The sequence below is a fragment of the Kibdelosporangium aridum genome (assembly GCF_900176515.1).
Taxonomy (GTDB): domain Bacteria; phylum Actinomycetota; class Actinomycetes; order Mycobacteriales; family Pseudonocardiaceae; genus Kibdelosporangium; species Kibdelosporangium aridum.
The window spans coordinates 329,547-352,655 of sequence record NZ_FWXV01000003.1 but is presented as its reverse complement, the minus strand read 5'-3'; the positions used below and the strand labels follow the sequence as shown (position 1 = coordinate 352,655).

The 23,109-nt window shown below is 65.5% G+C and carries 23 protein-coding genes; 17 read left to right on the top strand and 6 right to left on the bottom strand.

Annotation, left to right across the window (positions count from 1 at the left end):
• The first annotated feature begins 29 nt into the window (after positions 1-29).
• Complete coding sequence (locus B9C43_RS20625) at positions 30-866, top strand: isocitrate lyase/PEP mutase family protein (RefSeq protein WP_084428542.1); 837 nt, start codon at positions 30-32, stop codon at positions 864-866.
• Here the strand turns inward: B9C43_RS20625 and B9C43_RS20620 are convergent.
• Entirely contained in the window at positions 853-1,533 is a 681-nt protein-coding gene (locus B9C43_RS20620) for a GntR family transcriptional regulator (protein ID WP_084428541.1), read from the bottom strand. The two genes, B9C43_RS20625 and B9C43_RS20620, sit on opposite strands and share 14 nt — an antisense overlap.
• Before the next feature lie 105 nt (positions 1,534-1,638).
• On the opposite strand from B9C43_RS20620, the gene B9C43_RS20615 reads away from it, so the two are divergent.
• From B9C43_RS20615 to B9C43_RS20580, 9 genes are read left to right on the top strand one after another with little or no spacing between them, the layout of a single operon-like run.
• Positions 1,639-2,565 carry a phosphoglycerate dehydrogenase gene (locus B9C43_RS20615; protein WP_084428540.1) on the top strand — a complete coding sequence of 309 codons (927 nt, stop codon included), beginning with the start codon at positions 1,639-1,641 and terminating at the stop codon, positions 2,563-2,565.
• Positions 2,565-3,299, top strand: a complete 735-nt coding sequence (locus tag B9C43_RS20610) for a hydroxypyruvate isomerase family protein (RefSeq protein ID WP_084428539.1) — start codon at positions 2,565-2,567, stop codon at positions 3,297-3,299. Before B9C43_RS20615 ends, B9C43_RS20610 begins: the two co-directional genes overlap by 1 nt.
• On the top strand, positions 3,284-3,844 hold the full coding sequence (locus tag B9C43_RS20605) for a hypothetical protein (RefSeq protein WP_084428538.1): 561 nt from the start codon (positions 3,284-3,286) through the stop codon (positions 3,842-3,844). The genes B9C43_RS20610 and B9C43_RS20605 overlap by 16 nt, the downstream gene beginning before the upstream one ends.
• The gene (gene otnK / locus B9C43_RS20600) at positions 3,841-5,061 is read left to right on the top strand and encodes a 3-oxo-tetronate kinase (protein ID WP_084428537.1); all 1,221 of its coding nucleotides are present in this window, start codon (positions 3,841-3,843) and stop codon (positions 5,059-5,061) included. The genes B9C43_RS20605 and otnK overlap by 4 nt, the downstream gene beginning before the upstream one ends.
• The gene (gene otnC / locus B9C43_RS20595; RefSeq protein WP_084428536.1) at positions 5,058-5,672 is read left to right on the top strand and encodes a 3-oxo-tetronate 4-phosphate decarboxylase; all 615 of its coding nucleotides are present in this window, start codon (positions 5,058-5,060) and stop codon (positions 5,670-5,672) included. Before otnK ends, otnC begins: the two co-directional genes overlap by 4 nt.
• 16 nt (positions 5,673-5,688) lie before the next feature.
• Positions 5,689-6,345 (top strand): molybdate ABC transporter substrate-binding protein, encoded by a 657-nt coding sequence (locus tag B9C43_RS20590; protein ID WP_084428535.1) that lies wholly within the window; start codon positions 5,689-5,691, stop codon positions 6,343-6,345.
• Positions 6,342-6,734 carry a TRAP transporter large permease subunit gene (locus B9C43_RS59605; RefSeq protein WP_200825622.1) on the top strand — a complete coding sequence of 131 codons (393 nt, stop codon included), beginning with the start codon at positions 6,342-6,344 and terminating at the stop codon, positions 6,732-6,734. Before B9C43_RS20590 ends, B9C43_RS59605 begins: the two co-directional genes overlap by 4 nt.
• The gene (locus B9C43_RS20585; RefSeq protein WP_268811573.1) at positions 6,731-7,678 is read left to right on the top strand and encodes a TRAP transporter large permease subunit; all 948 of its coding nucleotides are present in this window, start codon (positions 6,731-6,733) and stop codon (positions 7,676-7,678) included. Before B9C43_RS59605 ends, B9C43_RS20585 begins: the two co-directional genes overlap by 4 nt.
• The gene (locus B9C43_RS20580; RefSeq protein ID WP_235038745.1) at positions 7,675-7,917 is read left to right on the top strand and encodes a hypothetical protein; all 243 of its coding nucleotides are present in this window, start codon (positions 7,675-7,677) and stop codon (positions 7,915-7,917) included. Before B9C43_RS20585 ends, B9C43_RS20580 begins: the two co-directional genes overlap by 4 nt.
• 32 nt (positions 7,918-7,949) lie before the next feature.
• Here B9C43_RS20580 and B9C43_RS20575 read toward each other — a convergent pair whose 3' ends face one another.
• The 4 genes from B9C43_RS20575 to eccD all read right to left on the bottom strand — a co-directional run bounded on the left by B9C43_RS20575 (position 7,950) and on the right by eccD (position 12,962).
• Positions 7,950-9,020, bottom strand: coding sequence for an MrcB family domain-containing protein (locus B9C43_RS20575; protein WP_084428534.1), 1,071 nt, complete (start codon positions 9,018-9,020; stop codon positions 7,950-7,952).
• Positions 9,021-9,120: 100 nt separating this feature from the next.
• Entirely contained in the window at positions 9,121-10,326 is a 1,206-nt protein-coding gene (locus tag B9C43_RS20570; protein ID WP_084428533.1) for a bifunctional alpha/beta hydrolase/OsmC family protein, read from the bottom strand.
• Positions 10,327-10,341: 15 nt separating this feature from the next.
• Positions 10,342-11,580, bottom strand: a complete 1,239-nt coding sequence (mycP, locus tag B9C43_RS20565) for a type VII secretion-associated serine protease mycosin (RefSeq protein ID WP_084428532.1) — start codon at positions 11,578-11,580, stop codon at positions 10,342-10,344.
• Entirely contained in the window at positions 11,577-12,962 is a 1,386-nt protein-coding gene (gene eccD / locus B9C43_RS20560; protein WP_160096608.1) for a type VII secretion integral membrane protein EccD, read from the bottom strand. The genes mycP and eccD overlap by 4 nt, the downstream gene beginning before the upstream one ends.
• 90 nt (positions 12,963-13,052) lie before the next feature.
• Here eccD and eccCa point away from each other — a divergent pair, with 90 nt between their 5' ends.
• From eccCa to B9C43_RS20525, 7 genes are all read left to right on the top strand, one after another.
• The gene (eccCa, locus tag B9C43_RS20555) at positions 13,053-16,991 is read left to right on the top strand and encodes a type VII secretion protein EccCa (RefSeq protein ID WP_084428530.1); all 3,939 of its coding nucleotides are present in this window, start codon (positions 13,053-13,055) and stop codon (positions 16,989-16,991) included.
• 99 nt (positions 16,992-17,090) lie between these two features.
• A complete protein-coding gene (locus B9C43_RS20550; RefSeq protein WP_143446477.1) occupies positions 17,091-17,429 on the top strand; it encodes a hypothetical protein in 339 nt (112 codons plus the stop codon).
• 9 nt (positions 17,430-17,438) lie between these two features.
• Entirely contained in the window at positions 17,439-17,732 is a 294-nt protein-coding gene (locus B9C43_RS20545) for a hypothetical protein (RefSeq protein ID WP_033383211.1), read from the top strand.
• Between the two features lie 18 nt (positions 17,733-17,750).
• Positions 17,751-19,058 (top strand): hypothetical protein, encoded by a 1,308-nt coding sequence (locus B9C43_RS20540; protein ID WP_084428529.1) that lies wholly within the window; start codon positions 17,751-17,753, stop codon positions 19,056-19,058.
• A 2-nt stretch (positions 19,059-19,060) separates the two neighbouring features.
• Positions 19,061-19,393: a hypothetical protein gene (locus tag B9C43_RS20535; protein ID WP_084428528.1), complete on the top strand. Its 333-nt coding sequence runs from the start codon at positions 19,061-19,063 to the stop codon at positions 19,391-19,393.
• Between the two features lie 34 nt (positions 19,394-19,427).
• Positions 19,428-19,991 carry a hypothetical protein gene (locus B9C43_RS20530; protein ID WP_143446476.1) on the top strand — a complete coding sequence of 188 codons (564 nt, stop codon included), beginning with the start codon at positions 19,428-19,430 and terminating at the stop codon, positions 19,989-19,991.
• Between the two features lie 13 nt (positions 19,992-20,004).
• Positions 20,005-20,340: a hypothetical protein gene (locus B9C43_RS20525; protein ID WP_084428526.1), complete on the top strand. Its 336-nt coding sequence runs from the start codon at positions 20,005-20,007 to the stop codon at positions 20,338-20,340.
• Between the two features lies 1 nt (position 20,341).
• On the opposite strand, the gene B9C43_RS20520 is transcribed toward B9C43_RS20525, so the two are convergent.
• Positions 20,342-22,954: a putative alpha/beta hydrolase gene (locus B9C43_RS20520; RefSeq protein ID WP_084428525.1), complete on the bottom strand. Its 2,613-nt coding sequence runs from the start codon at positions 22,952-22,954 to the stop codon at positions 20,342-20,344.
• Between the last annotated feature and the right edge of the window lie 155 nt (positions 22,955-23,109).

The following is a 23,109-nucleotide window of genomic DNA, read 5'->3' as shown; positions in this document are numbered from 1 at the left end:
TGTCGGTGGGCAGGTGTACCCAACGTGCCGTGACCACTCAGCTGGAAAAAGCCGCCGCGTTCGCTGACCTGCACGATCGTGAGCAGGCCTTCATCATTCCCAACCCATGGGACGTCGGGACCAGCAAAATCCTCGAGCACGTCGGCTTCGAGGCGCTAGCGACCACCGGCGCCGGGTTCGCCTTCTCACTCGGCCGCCGCGACGGCGCGACCGACAAGGACGAAATGCTGGCCTACCTGCGGTCCATCGCCGGGGCCACGGGCCTGCCGGTGAGCGCCGACCTGGAGGAAGGCTTCGCCGACGACCCGGACGAGGTCGGCGAGTTCATCCTGACGGTTGCAGGAACCGGCATTGTCGGCGGATCCATTGAGGACCGCGGCTACGGCCGTGGCCGGGTGGCAGTGGGTGAGCGCTACGACATCGACATCGCCGCCGCGCGGATCAGGGCCGCTGTCGACGCCGCGCGAACCCTGCCATTCAAATTCCTGCTCACGGCTCGCTGCGACAACTACCTGATCGGCCATACCGACCTTGACGACACGATCCGCAGGTTGCAGGCGTACCAGGAAGCGGGCGCGGACTGCCTTTACGCCCCGGGGCTGACCACAAAGGACGAGATCCGCGCCGTGGTGAGCGCGGTCGACCGGCCGGTGAACGTGGTCATGGGTCTGACAGGCGATCCGATCCCGCTGGCGGAACTTGAGGAGCTCGGCGTCCGGCGGGTCAGCCTCGGCAGCACGTTGTCGCGCACCGCGCTCGGCAGCTTCATCGCGGCCGCCCGCGAGCTCAAGGAGCACGGCACGTTCGGCTTCACCGACCACGCGATCGCGTACGCCGACATCACTGCCATGTTCAGTCGTTCATGACCGCCTTGCGGTCGTTCAGCACACGTGCCTTGGCGTTCTCGATGTGCTCACGCATCCGTGCCGCGGCCGCGTCGGGATCACCTGACACGAGCGCGGCGTGCACAGCCCGGTGCTCCTCGGCCGCGAGGCCGGGGGCGCCGCGCGCGGAGCCGAGCGTGGCGAAGAAGCGGAACCGTTGGACCTGACCGCCGAGTGACTTGTACGCGGTCTCCAGGAACGGGTTGTCCGCCTGCTTGGCGATCAGCAGGTGGAAGCGCTCGTCGGCTTTCCAGTAGTCGCTGAACACCTTGCTGTCCAATGAAGCCTGCGCGTTCACCGCGTCGAGCACCTCGTCGAGGAACTCCGGGGTGGTTCGCCTGGCTGCTTCATAGGCCATCGCGGGTTCGAGCACCTTACGGGCGTCCATCAGCTTGACCAGCTCGTATTCGGTGAGCAGGGGAGCGACGCGGTAGCCCTTCAGTGCTTCGCGGCGCACCAGCCCGGTGTGTTCCAGCCGGGCGAGGGCTTCCCGTAGCGGGGTCTGGCTGACGTCGAGTTCACGGGACAGCGCGCCGATGTTCACCGGTTCGCCGGCGGTCCACCGTCCGTCGGTGAACTGTCCGAGCAGGACCTCGTACATCTTGTCAGCGAGTGGCTGCCGCTCGGAGCGCCGCCGTGGGGACGTCATGCACCCTCCTTCGTCACTGGGACGACGATAGTGTGCCGGCTGAAACTATAGTATTGACATCAATCCTATAGTATTTTCATTTGGCCCCCGTTGATCAGGGGAAACATGACGAAGCGAGTGCTTGTGACCACCGCCTACCTGGCGCCGGGCGGCGAGGTCGACCGGTTGCTGGGCGCCGCCGGGTTCGAGACGGTCTTCAAACAGCCCGGCCAGGAACTGCTCGACGTCGTCGAGGACGTCGACGGGATCGTCGCGGGCACGGACGCCTTCACCGCCAAGGTGATCGACGCCGCGTCCCGCCTGCGGGTGATCGGCCGGTGCGGCGCCGGGTACGACAACATCGACATCGAGGCGGCTTCCCGCAACGGCGTCGCCGTCACGTTCACGCCAGGCGCCAACCGCCGGTCGGTGGCCGAGCATGTGCTTGCTCTGATGCTCAACTGCGCCAGGCTCATCCCGCAGAACATCGCGAGTGTCCAAGCGGGAGGGTGGGAGCAGCGCAGCGGCCGTGAGCTCGAAGGCGCGACGCTCGGCATCGTCGGTCTCGGTTCGATCGGCAAAACCGTGGCACGGATGGCTTTGGCGCTCGGCATGCGCGTGCTCGCCTACGACCGTGAACCTGTAGCCGAACCAGGTGTCTCGTCTGTGAGTTTCGAGGAAGTGCTTCGGGCGGCCGACTTCCTTACGTTGCACATCTTCCTCTCCGAGTCGACGCGGCACCTGATCGACGCGGAAGCGCTGCGCCTGATGAAACCCAGCGCCTATCTGATCAACACGGCTCGTGGGGAAGTGGTCGACGAGGATGCCCTCGCTGATGCGATTCTCAGCGGCTCCTTGGCGGGCGCTGCACTCGACGTGTTGCGCGAAGAGCCCTTGCCCGCGGACAGCAGATTGCGGGGACTGGACAACGTGATTGTCACCGCTCACATTGGAGCCGCGACCGTCGAGGCGCGGTCCCGATCAAGCCTGATGGCCACCCGGCAGGTGATCGACGTCCTGCAGGGCCGGACTCCGGAAAACCTGGTGACGTGATGCGTTTCGATGCCAACCTCTCGTGGCTGTTCCCCGAACTTCCCTTCGAGCAACGGTTCGACGCGGCTGCCGCTGCCGGGTTCGCCGGCGTCGAGTACGCATCGCCGTACCCGTACAAGCCCGCGCAGGTGCGGAAGTGGTTGTCCGATGCCGGTCTCAGGCAGGTGTTGATCAACACTCCGCGGACCTGCCTGGACCCTGATTTCCGTGCGGCGGTGTCCCAAGGGCTCGACTACGCGGTCGCGCTCGGCAGCTCATTCTTGCATCTCGTCGGCGGAATCCGGTCGTCCGAGTCCAGTTTCGTCGACTACGTGGCAAATGTGGCGTTGGCCGCCGAATTGGCCAGGAATACCGGCGTCCGCTTGGTCCTGGAAGTCCAAAACCAACGTGACAAGCCTGGATTCGTGCTGGACTCCCACGCGCAGGCGGCCGCGGTTGTCGAGGCGGTGGGTGCTGAGCACGTGGGGCTGATGTTCGACGTCTACCACGCGCAGATCGTGGAGGACGATCTCGTTGCGGCATTGCGGGAATTCCTGCCAATGACGTTTCACGTCCAGATCGCCGATCCCCCTGATCGCCATGAGCCCGGAACCGGGGAAGTCCCGTGGCATTCGGTGTTCGACGTTCTGCGCGCTGATTACCAGGGCTGGATCGGCTGCGAGTACCGGCCGGTGGCGGACACGGTCGCGGGACTGCGCTGGGTGAAGGAGTTGGCGGCATGCGAATCGCTTTGATCAGTGCGACGACGACGGCGATCGAGCCGGCCGTTTCGGCTCTGGCTGAGGAATTCCCCGAGGCTGATCCGTGGAACATCCTCGATGACAAGCTGCTGCCGGATGCGGAGAAATCCGGCGGTGTCACGCCTTCCCTGGAAGCCCGGATGCGGCGGCTCATCTCGTACGCCGCCGACAACGCCGATGCTGTGCTGTTGACGTGTTCGATGTACGGATTCGTCGCGGCGGCGGAATTCCCTGTCGCGGTCCTGGCTCCCGATGCGGCAGCTTTCGAGGAAGCGCTTGCGTATCAAAGAATTCTCGTTGTCGCCTCGCTGGAGTCTGCCTTGCGGGACACCATGGCCCGGCTTGACCATCCAGATGCCGTCGGTGTGGTCACGGTTCCTGCGCGCATCCTTGAGGCCTGTCTTCCTTACGTTTCCTCGGTGGATGCTGTGTTGCTCGCGCAGTACTCGCTGACGCCGTGCGCGCCGGCACTTGATGTCCCTGTCATTTCCGGGCCGCGCTCGGCCGCGGCGAAACTGAGGTCGGTGGTCACAGCATGATCGGAACGATCGCGGACGACTTCACCGGCGGCGCGGACGTCGCCGTGGCCTTCCGGTCCGAAGGCCTGCGAACTCTGCTTTTCTTCGGTGTGCCGCCGTCTTCGGCGGAACTGCCCGAGCACGACGCCATTGTCATCGCGTTGAAGAGCCGAATGGCACCGGCTTCAGAAGCGGTCGCCCAGTCGTTGGAGGCGCTTGAATGGTTACGTCGTCACGGAAGTGACCAGATCTACGTCAAGTACTGCTCCACTTTCGACTCGACGCCCGCAGGCAATATCGGGCCGCTCCTGGATGCCGTCGCCGATGCGATGTCGGTTGACGTCGTCCCGATGACGCCAAGCTCGCCGGAGCACCACCGAACGCAATACCAGGGGTACTTGTTCGTCGGCTCATTGTTGCTGGCCGAGTCGCACATGCGAGACCATCCGGTGAATCCGATGCGTGAGTCCTCCCTGCCCCGGCTCCTGCGAGCACAGACCGACCGGGATGTCGGAGTCGTGGAGCTGGATTCGGTGCGGCACGGTGATCTTGGGAGCATTCTGGAGCACTGCACCGCGCGTTATCTGTTCCTCGACGCGGTCGATTCGGAAGACTTGCGCGTTCTGGGGAAAGCGCTTCGAGAACGGGCGCTGGTGGCCGGTGCGGCCGGGTTGGCCCGTGGCATTGCCGCAGCCAAACCGGGAACTCTGAGCCTGTCGACGAATCCGTCCCTGGCCGGGCGAGCGGCAGTGCTCTCGGGCAGTTGTTCCGCGCGAACGTTGGAGCAAGTGGCCGCGATGATCCGGGCGAGCAGGCCGGCGTATCGGATCGATCCCGTGACCCACACCGATCCGGAGGTCCTCGCCGCCGCGGCCCTGACCTGGTACGACGGTCTGCCGGACGGCGCGGCGCCGTTGATCTACTCGTCCATGGGCCCGGTCGACCTGCAGCGGACGCAGGAAGTCCTTGGGGTGCAGGAAGCTTCCGGCATTCTCGAGGCAACATGCGCGCTGGTTGCCACAGGGCTGGTGAGCCGTGGTGTCCGGCGGCTTGTCGTGACCGGCGGTGAGACGTCCGGTGCTGTGGTGAGCGCGCTGGGAATCAGCGGCGGGACGATCGGCGAACTGGCGGACGCCGGTGTGCCGTGGATTCACCCGGTCGAGATGCCGGATCTGGCCCTGTTGCTGAAATCCGGCAACTTCGGCGCCGTCGAGCTGCTCGTGGAGGCAACGCGATGATCCATCAACGCGACAAACTCGTCACTGCGGCGCGGTCGCTCTACCAACGCGGCTTGACCCATGGCAGCACGGGAAATGTTTCGGTCCGTGTTGGCGACAAGGTTCTCGTCACACCGACCGGGGCATCTCTCGGCACACTCCTGCCTGGAGAAGTGTCCGTGATGGACGTTCACGGCAAGCACCTGAGTGGACCCAGACCGTCCAAAGAGGCGTTCCTGCACGCCATCATGCTGCGCGAACGACCGACCGCGAATGCCGTGGTACACACGCATTCGACGTATTCTGCTGCGGTCTCATGCCTTGCCGACATCGACTCTGCCGACGCGATTCCAGCCCTGACAGCCTATTTCGCGATGCGTGTTGGTAAGCTCCCTCTGCTTCCGTACTATGCCCCAGGAGACACAGGAATTTCCGCCGACGTGGCCCGTGCGGCCGCGGATCATTCGACCCTGCTGCTCAGCAACCACGGACCGGTCATCGCCGGAGCCGATCTCGCCGCAGCCATCGACGCGCTCGACGAGATCGAACACACAGCCAAGATTTTCCTGCTGCTGCACGGCATGCCCACCAGGCCGCTGACCGAGCAGCAGCGACAGGCTCTTGTTCAATGACGAACGGAATCCCACGATGCTCCACCTGTTCAGCGCCCTCGCGGTCAAGAAGGCCCTCGACTCGCTGATTCCCCAGTTCACAACGGAAACCGGTGTCGCGGTAGACACGGTGTTCGATCCGACGACAGTGTTGATGAAGCGAATCGAAGCCGGTGCGAAACCGGACGTCATCGTCGCGGTGACCGAGTCGCTGGCGGTGTTCGACTCTGTGGTTCCCATTGCCAAGACCGGAATCGGCGTCGCCGTCGCGGCAGGCACGCAGGTCCCGGACATATCAACCGTTCCAGCACTCTGCGAAGCGCTGACGTCGGCACGTTCGGTCGCGTACTCCCGAACCGGAGCCAGTGGTATCTACTTCGCGTCGATGATCGAGCACCTCGGTATCGCGGCCGAGGTGAACGCGCGCGCTACCGTGGTGGACAAGGGGTTCACGGCACTGGCCGTTGTGGACGGACGTGCAGATCTGGCGATCCAGCAGCTGAGCGAGCTGAAGTTCGTCCCAGACGTGCGGATCGTCGGTCCACTACCCGAAGAAGTCCAGCACTGGAGCCACTTCTCGGTCGGGCTCGGCACCGAGGCGGCACCGGATGCGATGCTCTTGCACAAGTTCCTGACTGGACAGTCAGTCAAAGCGGCGTACGCCGAAGCAGGCCTGATCGAGGACTTCCGATGAACGCGATCTACGCCTTAGCGGCCTTCATCGCGGCGATCGTGATCTGGAATGCCGTGTTCAAGCGGAACATCGGCGAAGCCATGGCGGTCGGATTTCTCGTGACCGCGGCATTCGCCGGGTCGGACGCCCTGGCAGTCGGCTGGAAGAGCCTGGTCGACGGCCTGAAGTCGGAGATCACGTTCGCCGCACTGGCCTTTGTGTTCGTCAGCGAACTGCTCAGCCGGACCGGCCTGGTCGGCCGGATGGTCGACATCCTGAGCTCACTTCTGGGCAGATATCGCGGCGGGTCGGCGTATGCGGCGACCGTCGCATCCGGACTCTTCGGAGCGGTGGCTCACAACGGGCAGCGATCGTGGCGACCATCGGCTCCATCACGATCCCCTGGATGAAGCGATCGAAGGCGAGCGGGGAGACCGCGGCGCTGGTCCTGTCCGGCAACGCGGGCGTCGGCGCCACATTCCCCTTCAGCGGAGCCTTCTTCGTCCTATTAACCGCCCCAACGGTCCTGCCGGTGTTGAGCGCCGGCGACATCGTGGCAGCGATGTTCGTGACCGGAGTATGGATGGTCCTGATGCGCGTGGTGATCGCGGCGGCGATCGTCCGAAAGCGCGGTGTGGGAGCGATGGCGACCGAGGACATCCGTCCATTCCGGACATCGTTTCGGGCAGGCTGGCCGTCGCTGGTGGTCCTCGGTTCGATCGCCCTGCCGATCATCGTCGCGTCAAGTGCATTGGTAGCGAACCAAACAGGCCTGGACGCCGACGACGTGATCCCCATGCTGATCTGGCTGCCCATGGTGATGCTGATCGTCGGGTTGATCGTCGAACGCAAATCCCTGCCCCGCGGCCGAAGCCAATGGTGGTCCCTGCTCGGAACAGTGAGCCCCAAACTGGGGCTGGTCGGAATGACGATGATCTCGGCCTTCGCGGCATCGAACGTCCTCAACACCCTGGGCCTCGGAAAGCAGTTGGCCCCATATATGACAGGCCTGACAGGCGTGCCCCAGGTGATCGCCGCAATCGTGGTCGGCCTGATCATCGTGATCGTCGCGGGCCCACTGAACACAACCTCGACAGTGGCGGCCGTCGGCCCAGTCGCCTTCGTGGCGTTGACGACGGCAGGAATCCCAGCGCCGGTGGCCTTCGCCGCAATCCTGGTCTGGGCCTCCTCGGAAGGCTGTTCGCCGCCAGGAGCAGCCCCACTCTACGTAGCAGCGGGAATAGCGGAGATCAACCCAGTCCGAATATTCATACCGGTAGTGCTCTACTACCTGATCCCCACACTGGTCGTCGGAATCCTGCTGGCCACCGGAATCCTGTGGATCCCCACATGAAAGCACCGAAGCCCATGCACAAACTCCTGCTCACCGCATCCCGCATCTGCATGGCGATCTTCCTGATCGCAGGCATAGCCGTCACCACAGGCCAAACCATCGGAATCATCACCGGCTCCGGCCCCCTCGTAGAACTCTTCGGCACGTCGGTAGCCGACACCGCCTGCATCACCGCCGGAATCGCCAGCGTCTTCGCCTACCTCCTGCTCTACACCGGCGACTACCCACAAGACGACTAACCAGCGGCCTGGGCGGTCATGGAGTGCAAGGCCTACAACGGAGCCGCCAACCCTCCGGCGGCCGCCGACGGAGAGCCGACCCAACCACCTTTACTGCTCCACACCGACGCGATCTGGTACCTCTCCAGGAAGTCCATGCACATGCTGCCGACACTTTCACTGAAGAGCGCGAGCATGCGCACGTCTCGTGGCGTGTCGTACAAAGTGTCTCGGTACATCAGCAGTTGGCCGATAGCTTCGCGTGTCGCCTGCACCCCGTTCCCAGCACGAACCATCTTCGCTTCGATGAGCCAGTGCGAGCCGTCACGCGATGCCGTGAGGTCTCGCGGATGGACCTTGGTGTTGGCTTCGAAACCTGACGCAAGGAGAAACTTGCCGTACTGATCAACCAGTCTCTCGTGCTTCCGACTAACTCGCCGTACGCCGCCCGTGATCACCTGGACGTAGTCCGCGTCGCTCTTCGGTTTGAACTCAGCGACGATCTCGACGTTCGGTATGGCTAAGGTCGTGTGGACAGCATCTATACGGCTCAACCGCAGCGTTGTCCGCAAACTCAGAGCATGTTCATACAATCGCACAAACCGGTCGAGATCAGCGGTAAGTTGCTCCTCGCCAGGCAAGCTGTCGAGGGCGTAGGTTGTCGCTAGTATATTGCCGGCCTCGTAGTCCAATGGCAGCTTGGTACGCGAGCGAAGGTCGATCACAGCATCCAGCCCATCAATCAGATCCTCAGGGAAGGCCTGCCTGATCGCGCTCGCCTGTTGCCTCAGCAGTTTGCGCCCTTCAGGTGTCCCGAACTCGCTAGTCAGCTCTGTTACGCCCTGGTTGAGGCTCAGTGCGACACTGCTCATGTCTGCGGCGAACAGGTAGACGACGTACATGCCACGTTGAGCAGTCGTTGTCTCGTCCGGATCGAAGACTGCAATCCACGGCACGATGGCGCCGTTGCCCTTGCCGCCGCTAGCAGCCGTTATGTAGCTTGCAGACACTTTCGGTCGCAGGAAAGCCGGTGCCTGCCGAAGCAACTCCTGTGCTTCGCCCTTTTGTCCCAAAGTCCGGTCGTAGTTCGTTCCGATCCGGTTCAGCAACTCGCGCAGCTCCATGCGACCCCTCTCCCGCGTTCGACAACAATACTGGGAATCCCAGGAACGCGCTTCGGAACACGGAGCTTGGGCCTGTCTTCGCTTGTACTACAACGACCTGCTATTCGACGCTGTCCGTAGTCGTGCGGATCTCGATTTCGGAGTGCAAGGTTCGGTGGACTGGGCATTTGTCGGCGATCTCGAGCAGGCGCTGGCGTTGTTCGGGGGACAAGTCGCCTTCGATGTGGATCCGGCGGTCGATCCGGTCGAGCATGCCTGTCTTGGTCTCGCAGTCGGCGCAGTCCTCGGCGTGGATACGGGAGTGGTGCAGATGCACCGACACCTGCTTGAGCGGCCATTGCTTGCGATCGGCGTACATCCGTAGCGTCATCGAAGTGCATGCCCCAAGCGCGGCGAGAAGCAAGTCGTACGGCGTCGGTCCGCTGTCGTTGCCTACTGGGGCAGGTTCGTCCGCTGTTAGAACGTGATGGCCCACGGTGATGCGTTGGCCGAATGGGCCGTCGCCGTTCTCGGCAACGACGACCCTGCCTTCCTCGGGTTGGTCGGTCTTCACCGCGTAGCGGGTTACCCAGGTGGCGAGGACGTTGGCGACGTAGTCGGCGTCTTCTCTTGTGGTGAGCAGGTGGTTTGCGCCGTCGAGGGCGATGAAGGACTTGGGGTGGTGTGCCGCGTCGAAGATGCGCCGGGCGTTCTCGATCCCCACGTACTCGTCGGTCGGCGAGTGCATTACGAGCAAAGCCGCCTTGAGGTTACGAATTCGCTGGGCCTGCGGCTGTTCGGCGATATCCTCGAGGAATTGCTTGCGGATACAGAACTTCCGTCCAGCCAGTACCACGTCGGCCTCGCCCTTGTCCTCGATCTCCGCATGGCTGTCGCCGATCAGGTGCAGGACGTGTGCGGGGTCGGCGGGGGCGCCGATCGTTGCCACTGCGCGGACTTCGGGAATACGGTGGGCCGCCGCGATCACCGCCACGCCGCCGAGTGAATGTCCGATGAGGACGGTGGGTGCGCTGGACTTGGCTCGCAGATGGTCCGCCGCGAGCACCAGGTCGTCGATGTTGGACGAGAAGTTCGTGTTCGCGAAGTCTCCCGCCGAGCCGCCGAGGCCGGTGAAGTCGAACCGCAGAACGGCGATGCCGAACTCGGTCAGTGCCCGCGAGATCCGGCTCGCCGCCACAACGTCTTTCCCACACGTGAAGCAGTGCGCGAACAGCGCGTACGTCCAGATGTCCCCGTCGGGCAGTTCGAGCCGGGCGGCCAGCTTCTCGCCCTGTGACCCGGTGAACTCGACCTTCTTGCTCCGCATGGCACAAATGTACTGCTACGTCAGTTCCACGTCGGCAGCGCGGGGCGGCGGCGCCGCGTCATCCTGTTGTTCGATCGGGCCTGGCCGCCAGCCGCGTCGAAGCCCTCTGCGGACGGCGATTCCACCCAATGCGGCCACGACAGCGGCAACTGTGATCGCGCCGGCCCAACTCAGCGCGGTCAGCAAGACCCCGCCCGGACCGGTGTTCTCGGGTGGAAGTGGCACAATCTCGACAGATCCGGCCGCGACCGACGGCATCCCCCCGGGAAGCGCGGCGGTGAGTGCCGCGAACGGGTCGATCACCCCGGCTCCGATCCGGTCTGTGCGCTGGCCGGCGACAGGTGTCGCGGTCGAGGTGATCCGGGTGACCATGTCGGCGACGGACATGCCTGGATACTTCGACCGGACGAGCGCGACGACGCCAGAGACCAGTGCCGTCGCGAAGCTGGTGCCGCTTACCGCGACGTATCCGCGTCCACCCGCAGAGGCCGTGGTCAGCTCCTTGCCTGGCGCTGCGACGTCGATCCACTGTCCCTGGTTCGACTCCTTCAACGGCTGGCCACGCTCGTCCACCGCCGCAACAGCGAGTACACCGTCGTACGCGGCGGGATACCACGTGACGCCCGGCTGGTCCTGTTGTTCGTTTCCGGCTGCGGCAACCACCACCGCGCCACGCGCGATCGCCGCAGCGACCGCGTCTTTGATCACGGGCTTGTCGACCGGCAGCGCGAAGGACAAGTTGAGCACTTGGGCCCGTTCCGCACCCAGGCGGATGGCTTCGGCGATCATCGAGTCGGTCGCCTGTTGGAACGGTACGGTGAACCGGATCGGCACGATCTTGGCGGCCGGCGCCACCCCGATGACACGGTCGTCGTCGGCGTCACTCCCGGCAATCAATGCCGCCACCGCGGTGCCGTGGTTCTCGCAGTCCTCTGCGCCACCACCGGGCGTGCTCGTGAAGCCGCGCGGATCCTGCACCGGCGAGAGTTCAAGTCCGGGCAGCATCGCGCCGCTCAGTTTGGGATGCCGACCGTCCACACCGGAATCAATGACAGCGACCGTGACGCCCGATCCTTTCGAGATCTCCCAGACACGTTCAAGGCCAAGCCGATCCAGCATCGGGTCACGTGGTGCGGTCTTCGGGAGCGCCGGTCCCGCCACCGGATCCTGTCGGCACGCCGCCAGCGCGGTTCCGGGCAGTACGATGATCGTGGCGAGCAACGCCACGACAAAGGCCAGCCGGGCGGACCTCATCCGCCCAAATCCAGCAGCACTCGATAAACGCCCCAGACGGCCAGCGCGAGCGGTACCACCGCCAACAGCAACGTGGTCTCGATGATGTCGAGCAACCGAGCCGTACGTGGATTAGGCGCGTGCCGCCCGCTCGCGAGGCCGACCAAAGTGGCGATGGTCGCGCCGACCAACAGGACCGGCAGCACGACACCGAGGAGCATGGTGTTGTCGCCCGACGCCTGCGAAACGGCGACAGCGGTGCCCGCGAGCAAAGCGAGAGTCGCCGTGAGAATCGGCGACGCGACTTGCGGGATCTCGCGGAAAAGCCTGGCACGCAAGAGCATCAGCAAGAACAGGACACCTGCCAGCGGCCACGACCAGGCATCGCCCGCCGCCGCGAGCAATGCGATGCCGACGGCGGTAGCGGTGTGGCAGCCAGCCACCAGACCCGACAACATCAGCCGCGCCCTGCGAACCCGTGACTGCACGACTTCGAACTCCACCTGCCCAGGCAGGTTCGCGAGATCGTCAACGGTACGCGGCAATTGTGGCCGCGGGAACCGGGAGATCCGTAGTGCCAGCACGGGCATCAGCGTCGTGACCGCGAGCGCGATCGGCGCGACGACGGCAGACGCCGCAGCGGGCGATCCGGCATCGAGCACGACGATCAGGCTCCCGAGACAGCCGAACACGCCGGCGATCGTGAACGCGGCGAACACTGCATCTCCACCGCCGACGACGACCGGTCCGAGCGCGGACACCAAAAGCACGACCGCACACGCGAGCAACGCATGCCCGGCGCCCCAAGTCCCACCGAGCAGGCTCGCCGCGGACACCGCGCCTGCCGGAATCGCGAGTGCGGCGGCCAGAATCCCCGCTGGAACATCGGCCAACGCCCTGGACAGCGCGCCTCCGCCGAGCAGGAGCAGAACACACGCCACCGCGGCGAGAATGCCCGGCAGCGTCCCACTTCCAGCGGCCACGGCGGCGAGTCCACCCAGGACACACGCGGTGATCATCACCGCGCACGCCGTCCTCGTCTGCCGCGTACTCCATCCTGATCGGACGGAGTGTTCGCCGATGACCTCGACGACATCGTCGTACAGCGGCGGCGGATTGCGGTCGTCGGCCGGGTGCAGGACGAGCAGATCACCTTCTCGCACACCGGACGCGGTCAGGCTGATCGCTGGATCGAGCGCGGCGCCGTCCGTGGTGCTCAGCGTCCAGCCGCCGGCTTCGCCTTCGTCCTTCTCGTCGACCGCGTGTTTGAGCAGTGTCGGCAGCAGCCCCGCCAGCGGAACACCGGACGGAACTGCGAGATCGACGCGTGTGCGTGGCCCTGCGAGCCTGATCCGGCAGTATCCGCCAGTCGAGTGGTGTGTGGTGCTCACTGTGGTTGTCACTTGGTCTCCATCGTCCCGCGCCTGATCCACGGTAGCCCTAAGGTTATGACTAGTCGCGCACAGTGAGCCTGGCGAGCGGGGAGATCTGCCGTGTCCACGACCTTGTTCCGCCGTCCACCTAGGACGCCACGGCCGGCCGTGCCGGAGAACGTCGTGGCCCTGCAACCTCCGCCTGAGCTGGTCAAAGTAGACACTGGGAACACGTGGCTGACCGCGTTGCCCGCGTTGAGCGGCCTGGGATCGGTCGCCTACCTCTTCGCGGGCCCGCCGAACCCGATCACCTATGTCGCTGGATCGTTCTTCCTGTTCTCGTCATTGGCCATGGTCGGCGGGTCACTGTTGCGCGCCAGATCCACCCAAAAGGGTGACGCTCAACAACAGCGTCGCGACTACTTGCGCTATCTCGAACGGACCCGCGGGCAGGTCCGGCGCGCCGCGGAGGCACAACGCGCGGCTGCCATGTGGAACTCCCCGCCGCCCGAACAACTCTGGTCGGTCGCGGCCGGACCTCGCCTGTGGGAGCGCCGGGTCAACGACCCCGACTTCGGTGTCGTACGCATCGCGCTGGGCGCCAAGTATCTGGCGACCAAGCTCGAACCGGGAGAGTCGGGCCCGGTCGAGGATCTCGATTCGTTGTGCGTGCTGGCGCTCAAGCGTTTCCTAGTCACCCATTCGGTCGTCCCGGACCTGCCAGTCGAGCTGTCGTTGCGCAGGTTCGCCGCGATCGGTATCAGCGGCGACCGCGACCAAGCCCGTTCACTGGTACGCGCAGTGATCGCACACGCGGCCACATTCCACTCACCACAGGACTTGCGCGTAGTCATCTGCACGGACCAGCCCGACAGCGAGCGCTGGTCGTGGGCGAAGTGGTTGCCGCACGCCCAACACCCGGACCAGGTCGATCACGCCGGGCGGGTGCGGCTCATCCATCCCTTGCTCGGCACGCTCGAAGAGTGGCTCGGTGCCCAGTTGACCGGTCGTGCCCGGTTCAACCGCACCGCCGAGCCCGATTCTGATGTCCCGCACCTTGTTGTCGTGCTGGACGGCAGCATCGTGCTCGGCAGCGAACTGGTCCTCGACGGGCTGCAGGCCGTCACCGTCCTCGATCTCGACGGCAGGGCATCTGACCTTGTCACCCAACACGGCATGCAGCTCACTGTGGACGATGGCAAGCTCGACGTACGCGTCGGCTCGCAGCAGGACCACCTCGGCACCGCGGCCGCACTGGCGATACCGGTGGCCGAGGCCTTGGCGCGGCAGCTGTCCGGCTACCGGCTCGATGTCGCCACCGCGCAGAGCGAAGATCTATCCACTGTGGATCAGACGCTGCCCGGCCTGCTCAATGTGGACGATCCGGGCGCGCTCGACATCGAGACGCTGTGGAAGCCGCGGCCGTTGAAGGACAGGCTGCGGGTGCCCATCGGCATCTCGGCCGACGGAACCGTGCTGCACCTGGACATCAAGGAGTCCTCGGATGAGGGAATGGGGCCGCACGGCCTGATCATCGGCGCGACCGGCTCGGGCAAGTCCGAACTGCTGCGCACGCTGGTGCTCGGCATGGCGGCCACGCATCCGCCGGTCCAGCTCAACATGGTGCTCGTGGACTTCAAGGGCGGTGTCACGTTCGCGGAGATGGAACGGTTGCCGCACGTCGCCGCCGTGATCTCCAACCTGGAACGCGACCTCACGATGGTCGACCGCATGCAGGAAGCGTTGTCCGGTGAGCTCAACCGCAGGCAAGAGGTACTGCGTTCAGCCGGAAACCTGGTGTCAGTGCGCGACTACGAGCAGGCCAGGCTTCGCGGCGTCCCACTGGCTGCCTTGCCCATCCTGTTCGTGGTGGTCGATGAGTTCTCCGAGCTGTTGAGCCAGAAACCCGACTTCGCCGACCTGTTCGCCCAGATCGGCCGGCTCGGCCGGGCGCTGGGTGTGCACCTGTTGCTCGCGTCGCAGCGCCTCGACGAAGGACGCCTGCGCGGCCTGGAATCCCATCTCTCGTACCGAATCGGCCTGCGTACGTTCTCCGAACAGGAAAGCCGGGCGGTGCTCGGCGTGACCGACGCCGCCGCGTTGCCGAACGCGCCAGGTCACGGGTTCCTCAAGGACGACGCCTCGGAGCCGAAGTTGAAGCGGTTCCGCGCTGCATACGTGTCCGGCGCCTATCGCGGCAACGAAGCCGAGGCGGCGTACGTCCTTGCTGGCACAGCGGACATCCGGCGGTTCCCGGCCGGCGTGCTACCCGTGCCCGCGCAAGTGGAGGTGCCCGAGCCGGTCCCGGACGACAACGACGGAACCGACCGCCCTTCATTGCTCACCGTGATGGTGGAACAGTTGGCAGGCAAGGGTTCGCCAGCACGGCAGGTGTGGCTGCCGCCCTTGGACGAGCCGGACACATTGGACGGTCTGTTCCCGGATCTGCAAGTGCGCGAAGGCAGAGGACTCGGCGCGGACCCCGACTCCCCGCCGCTGCGAGTTCGGCTGGGCACGATCGACCGGCCGTACCACCAGCGCCGCGACCCGTTGACCGTCGCACTCGATGGTGCCGGGGGACATGTGGCGATCGTGGGCAGGCCGGGCTCCGGCAAGTCCACTTTGCTCCGTACCCTGATCGCGGCGCTCGCACTGAGGCACACCCCGGCCGAAGTCCAGTTCTACGCGTTGGACTTCAGCGGAACGCTGTTCGGTATGGCGGGGTTGCCGCACGTCGGACGGGTCGCGGGACGGCAGGAAGCCGAAGTCGTCCGCCGGGTCGTCGCCGAGATCAGCGGCGTCGTACACGACCGCGAAGTCCGCTTCCGGGAACTCGGTGTGGATTCGATGGCCGACTACCGCCGCATGTGCGCGGAAGGCGATGTCACCGACGACAAGTTCGGCGACGTGTTCATGGTGATCGACGGCTGGTCCACCTTGTGCCGCGAGTACGAGGACCTGGAGACTGCGATCACCGCGCTGATGGGGCGGTCGCTCAGCTACGGCGTGCACGTGGTCGTGACCGCCAACCGCTACCTCGATCTGCGGCTCGGTCTGCGCGATCTGGTCGGTACCAAGCTGGAACTCAAACTCGGCGACTCGTTGGATTCCGAAGTGGACCGCAAGCTGCAGGCCGCCGTGCCCGCCGACCGGCCGGGACGCGGTGCCAGCCCGGCGAAGTACCACTACCTTGCCGCCGTCCCACGCATCGACGGACGGCGAACCGCGGCGGACCTGTCCGTCGGTGTCGCCGACCTGGTGCGGCGGGTGTCCGAGGCCTGGACCGGGCCCGTGGCGCCGCCGGTGCGGCTGCTGCCTCAGCTGTTGGAGTTCACCGACTTGCCCGCCTGCGACCAGGGCATCGCCCTTGGGCTGGAAGGGCAACGACTCGAGCCGCTGGTGTTCGACCTGCGACAGGATCGCGGCCTGGTGCTGATCGGCGACGCCGAGTCCGGCAAGACCTCCACCCTGCGCATGGTCGCGCGGCAGGTCGTGCAGAACTTCGAGCCGCACGAAGCCAAGCTGATCATCGTCGACCACAAGCACACGATGGTCGCCGAGTTCAGCGGCGAGTCCCTGCTGGGCTACGCGGCCACCGCACAGCAGACCCATGAGGTCATCGCCGGGCTGGTCAAGGGGATCACCGACAAACGGCTGCCCGGCCCGGACGTCACCCCGCAACAGCTGCGCAGCCGCAGTTGGTGGACCGGTCCGGAGATCTTCGTACTCGTCGACGACTACGACCGGGTCGCCACGGTGTCGAATCCCTTGCTGCAACTCGTCGATTTCCTGCCCCAGGCACGGGAGATCGGGCTGCACCTCTACATCGCGCGCCGGGCGGGCGGTGCGGGCAAGGCGATGATGGTGGATCCGGTGCTCAGCGCCATGCGGGAACTCGGATTCCCCGGCGTGTTGCTGAGCGCGTCACGCGAGGAAGGCGCGCTTTACGGCGTCCAGCCGCGTAAACAACCGCCTGGTCGCGGCACACTTGTGCATCACCGCCTCGGAATGGTTCCGGTACAGCTGGCGAGAATGGATCCCGTCACCATCGGTAACTGAAACGAGATCCGTACACGGTCCGGTGAAATCTGATATCGCGCCGGATAACTGCGCTTAGAGTGGATTGCCGGGGAGTGGAATCGACAAGGAGGGGAATTCGTGAGCAGTCCCGGAATGAAGATCGATCTGGCCCAGGTGCAGGCCGCCGAACAGGTCGTCGACAACGCGCTGACGGAGATGGAGACCATTACCAAGCGCATTCTCGACCAGGCCGGAATGAGCGAGGTGGCGATGAAGGCACCGGCCGGTCAAGTCACCTCGACCACGTTCAACGAGCTGGGCGGTGGCGGGCGCGCACTGGCCGAGACGCTCGGCCAGCTCAAGACCGATCTCGGCAAGCTCAGGCAGGTCGCGATGGAAGGTTCCGACCAGGCGACGCAAGCCGCACGGGGTGGCGCGTCCGGCGGGACGTCCGGCGCTGTCTACGACGGAATGTGAGGCACCGGCATGACGTACATCGAGTTCAAGAACGAGGACATCGCGCGGATCGCCCAGGCGACACAGGGCAGCCAGCAGGAATGGGACCGCGTCTGGGAAGGCGTGCGCGGCAAGCTGTCCGCGACGGTCTCCGAAGCACTTGACGCGCTGACCGGATCGTCGCTGGACGAGCGCAGCAACCAATACCACCAGAAAACCCAGCAATACACCGGGCAGCTGCAGAGCCAGATGAACGCGGTCCGCAATGTCGGCAATATCGCGGTCGACACCAATCAGCAGATGAGCAGGGTCATTCGCGGCTGAGGCGTCCAAGGGGGCACGATGGCGAAGTACTCCTATTCCGAGGCCTGCGACATTCTGGAGAGCGGCCAGCCATATTCGTTGCGCACGGTCGGAAATGCCTGGCGCAACTTCGCTGCGGCGTGCCGTGCGGCGGCGTCCCACACCAAGGGCACCGCCGACGAGGTCACGGCCCAGTACGGCGCGCCGTACCAGAACTTCGGTGCCCGAGCCGTGCCCATCGCGACCTGGTTGGAGACCATCGCGAAACAGGCCGACACGGTCGCGGCCGGGCTGTCGAACGCCGGTGAGGTGGGCACGGCCGCGCAGTGGACGAAATCCAAGCAGGAACACGAGTTCAACACCCGGGTCAACCAGATCGTCGGCCCCGAGGACGCGTTGAGCGGCTCCAGGATGGCGGCGATCAAACGGGCCGAGGAGCAGGCGGCCGAGGTGCTGAGCGGCGAGATCGACAAGTGGTCGCAGGCGTACACGGCGTTCAATCCTGGTGACGTGCCACCGGTTCCGGCGACCAATGGCGGCACCGGCACCACGACGACGTCCAGCACGTCGTCTGGCACGACCGGCACCACAGGCGTGCCGACGGCCACAACAGGCGGCGACCCGACCGGAACCACAGGCACAGACCGGCCTGGCACCGACAGCAAGCACGTACCCGACCCCGGGCGGACCGATTTCCCGGAGTCCTCAGTGGTCGGTAAGGAGGGCGGCGACTTCCAGGGCTGGGTGAAGGACCCGACCACCGGATTCCTCGTCGACCCGGGCAGCGGCCGGGAATTCGACCCGGTCAGCGGGAAGTGGATCGACCCGGTCACCGGCCAACCGTTCGGGGACGTGACCCAGTACGCCTCCCGCCTCGAAGGACTGGAAGGCGGCGTGAGCACCACGGGCGGCCTGCTCGGTGGCTTCGGCGGCGTGACCCCCGCCCTGATGACCAGTGGCGCGGTGGGCAGCCTGTACGGCGGCGCGGTTCCGCCTAGCCTCGCTGCGATGAACCCGGCAGTCGCGCAGCTCGGTGCCAAGGCAGCCAACGACATGGCCGCCAAGGCGTACGCGGCGCAACAGTTGGGCTTGCGGGAGGCCGCACAAGGTGGCCGCCCGTTCGTACCGCCGATGCAGGCGGGTGGTGTCGGGGCCGAGGCCGGCGGCGCGCGCCGGACCCGTGCCCGTTATCTCACCGAGCCGTCGAGCACGTGGGCGCCCGGTTCCCGTGGTGGAACAGAGGAGGAGAAACGCAAGCCGGCCGACCGTCCGGAGTGGATGGTCGAGGACGACGTGTGGTCGAGCGGTCAGCCCGCAACCCGAGGCGTCCTGGGGGAGGAGAACTAGCGGTGTCCGACATGAAGTACAACACCGGTGAACTCCGCGACGGCGCCAGACGCAGCAAGCAGTCGGCCGACTCGGCCGAGGAGGCGTCGAACAAGCTCCGGGGAGCTCAGGTCTCCGCCAGCCCGTTCGGTGACGTCCCGATTGCCGCCTCCTTCGCCGGTGCGCTCACCCAAGCCCAGCAGGACCAGGCGAAGGGTGCCCGTTCAGCGGGACAAGGCCGTGACAACAAGGCCGCACGCGCCGACGCGGTCGCCAACGCCGGTGACGACCTCACGGCCAGCACAACACAAGTGGCCAATCAGGCAGTGGTGAACGACATCGCCAACAGGATGTGAGTCACGGCGGGTGATCACTGACATGCTGGGGCACATGACTCACCGGGCGTCCAAGATCATCGCCGTTCTGTCCGCGTGCGTGCTCGCGGGCTGCACGTCCGAGCCCCCAGCGACCCAGCCCACGACCACGCCCCCACCAGCCCCGACAACGACCACAACGACCACAACGACCACGGTTCCGCCTACGACGAGCCGGGTACCACGCCAGATCGAGCCTTTGCCTGGCGGCAAGAAGATCGCGCCAACGCTGTGCCGCCAGGCCCAGTTCTCGATGCACAGCGCGGTCGTCGGCTGGCACGGCGTCGCCACGGCGTACGTGCAGAACAACCAACCTGTCCCGGACCGGAGCTGGGAGGAGACCGTGCGCGTCGCCCCCGACTTCAAGGAAGGGCCGATGCGTCAGCGACCGCTGCTGATCCAGGCAGGCGTCCCGGAGAACCACGTGGTCATCAAGGACCTGGACGCGTTCCTCGCCGCCGTCGAGGAGGAACTCGAAGTCGCCAGGACGAAAAACGAAGCCAAGGTCCTGGAGGTGGACCGCAAACTGCGCGACGCGCGGGACAACTTCGCCGAGTCATGCGGAGCGATCCAGAGTTGAAGGAGATGCAAAGATGGGTGACGCGTACGGCTGGGGCGCCGGAGACCGCCAGGTGTTCGACGCCGAGTTGCTGGAACAGGCCGCGAGCCGGCTGCGTGAGCAGAAGAAGGACCAGCTCGTGATGGAGCTGCAGCAAGGGCTGATGCCGGTGGAGGCGTTCGGCAGGATCGCCGGCGCGCAGCAAGCCGCCGCCCGGCTGAACACCCTGTTCTCCGGCCTGGAGAGCGAGCTGACCAAGGCAGGCATCGACCTGGAGGACCTGGCCAGCCGGTCGCTGGCCGCCGCGGAGCTCGCCCGTCAGGCGGACGAGCAGACCACGGCCGCGGCACGCCAGAGCATGCCGAGATAGCTCACTTCCGGTTGCGCGAGTAGTAGTTGCCCGTCTCGGACGGCACCCGGTCCTCGAACATCCGGTCGACCTTGCCGTCTTTGGACACGTTGTCGCCATAGAGCAGAACCCGGGCGCTGTCCGCGTTGCTCCACGGCGAGTTTCGTGGCGTGTCCTTGTCGCGTGCTCCGGACGCCGTGTTGTTGCGTTCGGTGTCGTAGGACGGAGTGTCGACGTCTCCGCTGTCTGTCTTGGTTTGATGGGCCGCTTCGTACGCGTTGACCGCGCGGTGTGATGCCGTGCTGAGGTTCTTCTTTTCTTCGCTGCCGTCCAGATCGCCCGGCGTTCGCAGGACCACGTTTCCGTCGGCGTCGCGCGTGGTGAGCCCAGCCGGCAGATCGTTGGGATCGATGACACCGGCGTTGATCGCCGCACTGGTGATGAGCAAGTCGCGGCGGGATCCGTACGAGGAACGGTCGTCGCGGAACAGTTCGTCGCGTTTCCCGGGCAGTTCGGCCGCTGGCGCGGGGTCGTCCATGAAAGCGAAGTTCGCGCCACCGTTGACGAGCGCGTTCGTCACGCTGACGGTCGGGCCGATCAGCACCGCGCCCGTACCAGCCGTGCCGATGGTGACCCCAGCCGCCACCAGGGTGCCGGCCACCGAGATACCGGTCTTGATCGCCGTGTTGCGCATGGACTCAGCCCGATGCGCGGCCGCGGCTTCCTTGTCCTTGGCGTCGGTCACGTCGTAGGTGTAGTCGAAGTTGGCCTGCGTGATCGCGCCGTCCAGCCTGCCCGCCTGCTTCAGCGCTTCGTTCACCTGCGCCGGATCGCCGTGCTTGAACGCTTCGGTCAACATGACCTGGTTGTACGCGGTTGCCTTGGTGTGGAAGTCGGTCGCGTCGTCGTCGCCGGTGCCGGACATGAACTGCAGGAACAGGTCCCGGTCCCGGCCGGAGAGCTCGAAGCCGTGGCCGATCTTGCGGCCGAGCGGGTCGGTCAGGTCACCGCGGTACCGCGATTCACCGGCGGGGTCACGGGCGAACGCGTCCATGTACTGCACGCCAACGTCTTTCACCGCGTCCTCGACGCCTTCGCCCATGCGGTGCAGGTAACCGTCGCGGTCGCTGCCGACCTCCTTGATCACTTCCAGCGCGGCCTTGGCTTGGGCTTCGCCGCCGCCTCCGTCCTTGGGATCGCGGTCGGTGCCACCGTGGATCACCGCCGCCGCGCCGCCCTCGTCGCGCCAGTTCAGGCCCATCAGGGCTTGCCGGGAGTTCTTGTCCAGCAACAGCTGTGCCGAGGCGTCCTCGTTGCGGCCGACGACCTTCAGCATGTCGCTGGCGCCCGTGTCCGCGGTCTGTTGCTTGAGTTTCTCGTACTGTTCCGGGCTGGACATGCCGTACCGCAGTGCGTCGGTGGCGTTCGCCGAGATCGCGTTGAGGTCCTGCTTGACCCGGATCGCCTCGGTGCCGAGCTGCTTGGTGAACTCGGTCCCGCCATCTACAGTGGACGTCTCCATCAGGTCGGCGAACCCGTTCCACCGGTTCAGCCCGTCCACCTTCATGTCCTTGGAGCTGGACAGTTCCTTGTCCGGCCAGAGCAGGCCGGTGTGCTCGTCGCGGTGGCCGATCGGGGTGTCCATCAGTTCGCGCACAGCCTTGGGCATGTTGTCCTTCGTCGGGACAACCGTGTCGCCTGTCGGGGCTGTGTACGGTTTGGACAGGTTCATGATGCCGTCGGCGATCGGGCTGACCACCTCGCGCGTGCGGCCCGGCGCGGCATCGTTGACGTACTTGGGGATCTTCGACAGGTCGTCCGCGCCGACCTTGTCGTACCACGCGTTCATGTACGCGCGTTCGGCCTCGGTGAGCTGGTGACCCGCGGCGACCTTCGCGTTGAGCAGGGCGATCGTGCTCGAGCCGTCCTGGATCGCGTCAACACCTTCGGCGCTCGGCGGCTGCTTGCCCAGGCCATCCTTGGTCCGCTGGCCGTCGGCGTTCGCCGCGTCGACGCTGATGTTGACGTCCCCCGGGCCTTCGTCCACGTTGTCCGGCGGGGTGTAACCCAAGTCCGCCATGGACTTCAGGTGCGTGGCGAGCGTGGTCTCGTAGCTGTCGACCGAGGTTTTGAGGGCGTTGCCGTGCTCCCTGACCCGGCCGACCGCCTGGTCGACATAGGTCTTCAGACTGGCTTCGCGGTCGTTGCTGTCCATCATGTTGTGGTTCTTGCGCCAGAACTCTCCCCACTGGCTCTGGATGGTCCTGATCTCGCCCTCCAGCGTGGACACACCGGATTTCGCGTGGCCGATCCTCGATTCCAGCTCATCGGAGATGGAGTCGAGGATTCTGGCGATCTTCCCCATCTTCTCGCCGCCGTCACCGAGCAGCTTCTTGGTGTCCTGAACGTGTTTCGCCGGATCGTGCACCGGGCTGTTGTCCACTGTGTAGCCCTGTGCGGTGAGTTCGGACGCTTCCTTGGCCAGGTCGGTCGACAGTCGCGCCTCACCGCTGGCATCGGCGAACGTCTTGGCCAGGTTGGTGATCTCGGCCGGATTGCCCGCGGTGAGCTTGTCCCGCAGCTTCCATGGGTCGACGCCTGCTTTCGCGGCGAGCTGTTCGTATGAAAAACTCATGTGTCGCCCCCTGATGAGTCAATCCAATGGCAGAATAGGCACACCCGACGAAAGGCGGCCAGTTGCGATCACGGCAATTAACCTGTTCGGTGGTCTCAATCGCGCTGGTGCTCGCTGGCTGTACATCGGAAGACCCGCCATCCCGGCCCGCGGGC

Bases quoted from the DNA above. Each gene is read 5' to 3' on its own strand.
- B9C43_RS20620 (WP_084428541.1), bottom strand. From the start codon at position 1,533: ATGACGTCCCCACGGCGGCGCTCCGAGCGGCAGCCACTCGCTGACAAG.
- B9C43_RS20615 (WP_084428540.1), top strand. From the start codon at position 1,639: ATGACGAAGCGAGTGCTTGTGACCACCGCCTACCTGGCGCCGGGCGGC.
- B9C43_RS20610 (WP_084428539.1), top strand. From the start codon at position 2,565: ATGCGTTTCGATGCCAACCTCTCGTGGCTGTTCCCCGAACTTCCCTTC.
- B9C43_RS20605 (WP_084428538.1), top strand. From the start codon at position 3,284: ATGCGAATCGCTTTGATCAGTGCGACGACGACGGCGATCGAGCCGGCC.
- otnK (WP_084428537.1), top strand. From the start codon at position 3,841: ATGATCGGAACGATCGCGGACGACTTCACCGGCGGCGCGGACGTCGCC.
- otnC (WP_084428536.1), top strand. From the start codon at position 5,058: ATGATCCATCAACGCGACAAACTCGTCACTGCGGCGCGGTCGCTCTAC.
- B9C43_RS20590 (WP_084428535.1), top strand. From the start codon at position 5,689: ATGCTCCACCTGTTCAGCGCCCTCGCGGTCAAGAAGGCCCTCGACTCG.
- B9C43_RS59605 (WP_200825622.1), top strand. From the start codon at position 6,342: ATGAACGCGATCTACGCCTTAGCGGCCTTCATCGCGGCGATCGTGATC.
- B9C43_RS20585 (WP_268811573.1), top strand. From the start codon at position 6,731: ATGAAGCGATCGAAGGCGAGCGGGGAGACCGCGGCGCTGGTCCTGTCC.
- B9C43_RS20580 (WP_235038745.1), top strand. From the start codon at position 7,675: ATGAAAGCACCGAAGCCCATGCACAAACTCCTGCTCACCGCATCCCGC.
- B9C43_RS20575 (WP_084428534.1), bottom strand. From the start codon at position 9,020: ATGGAGCTGCGCGAGTTGCTGAACCGGATCGGAACGAACTACGACCGG.
- B9C43_RS20570 (WP_084428533.1), bottom strand. From the start codon at position 10,326: ATGCGGAGCAAGAAGGTCGAGTTCACCGGGTCACAGGGCGAGAAGCTG.
- mycP (WP_084428532.1), bottom strand. From the start codon at position 11,580: ATGAGGTCCGCCCGGCTGGCCTTTGTCGTGGCGTTGCTCGCCACGATC.
- B9C43_RS20545 (WP_033383211.1), top strand. From the start codon at position 17,439: ATGACGTACATCGAGTTCAAGAACGAGGACATCGCGCGGATCGCCCAG.
- B9C43_RS20540 (WP_084428529.1), top strand. From the start codon at position 17,751: ATGGCGAAGTACTCCTATTCCGAGGCCTGCGACATTCTGGAGAGCGGC.
- B9C43_RS20530 (WP_143446476.1), top strand. From the start codon at position 19,428: ATGACTCACCGGGCGTCCAAGATCATCGCCGTTCTGTCCGCGTGCGTG.
- B9C43_RS20525 (WP_084428526.1), top strand. From the start codon at position 20,005: ATGGGTGACGCGTACGGCTGGGGCGCCGGAGACCGCCAGGTGTTCGAC.
- B9C43_RS20520 (WP_084428525.1), bottom strand. From the start codon at position 22,954: ATGAGTTTTTCATACGAACAGCTCGCCGCGAAAGCAGGCGTCGACCCA.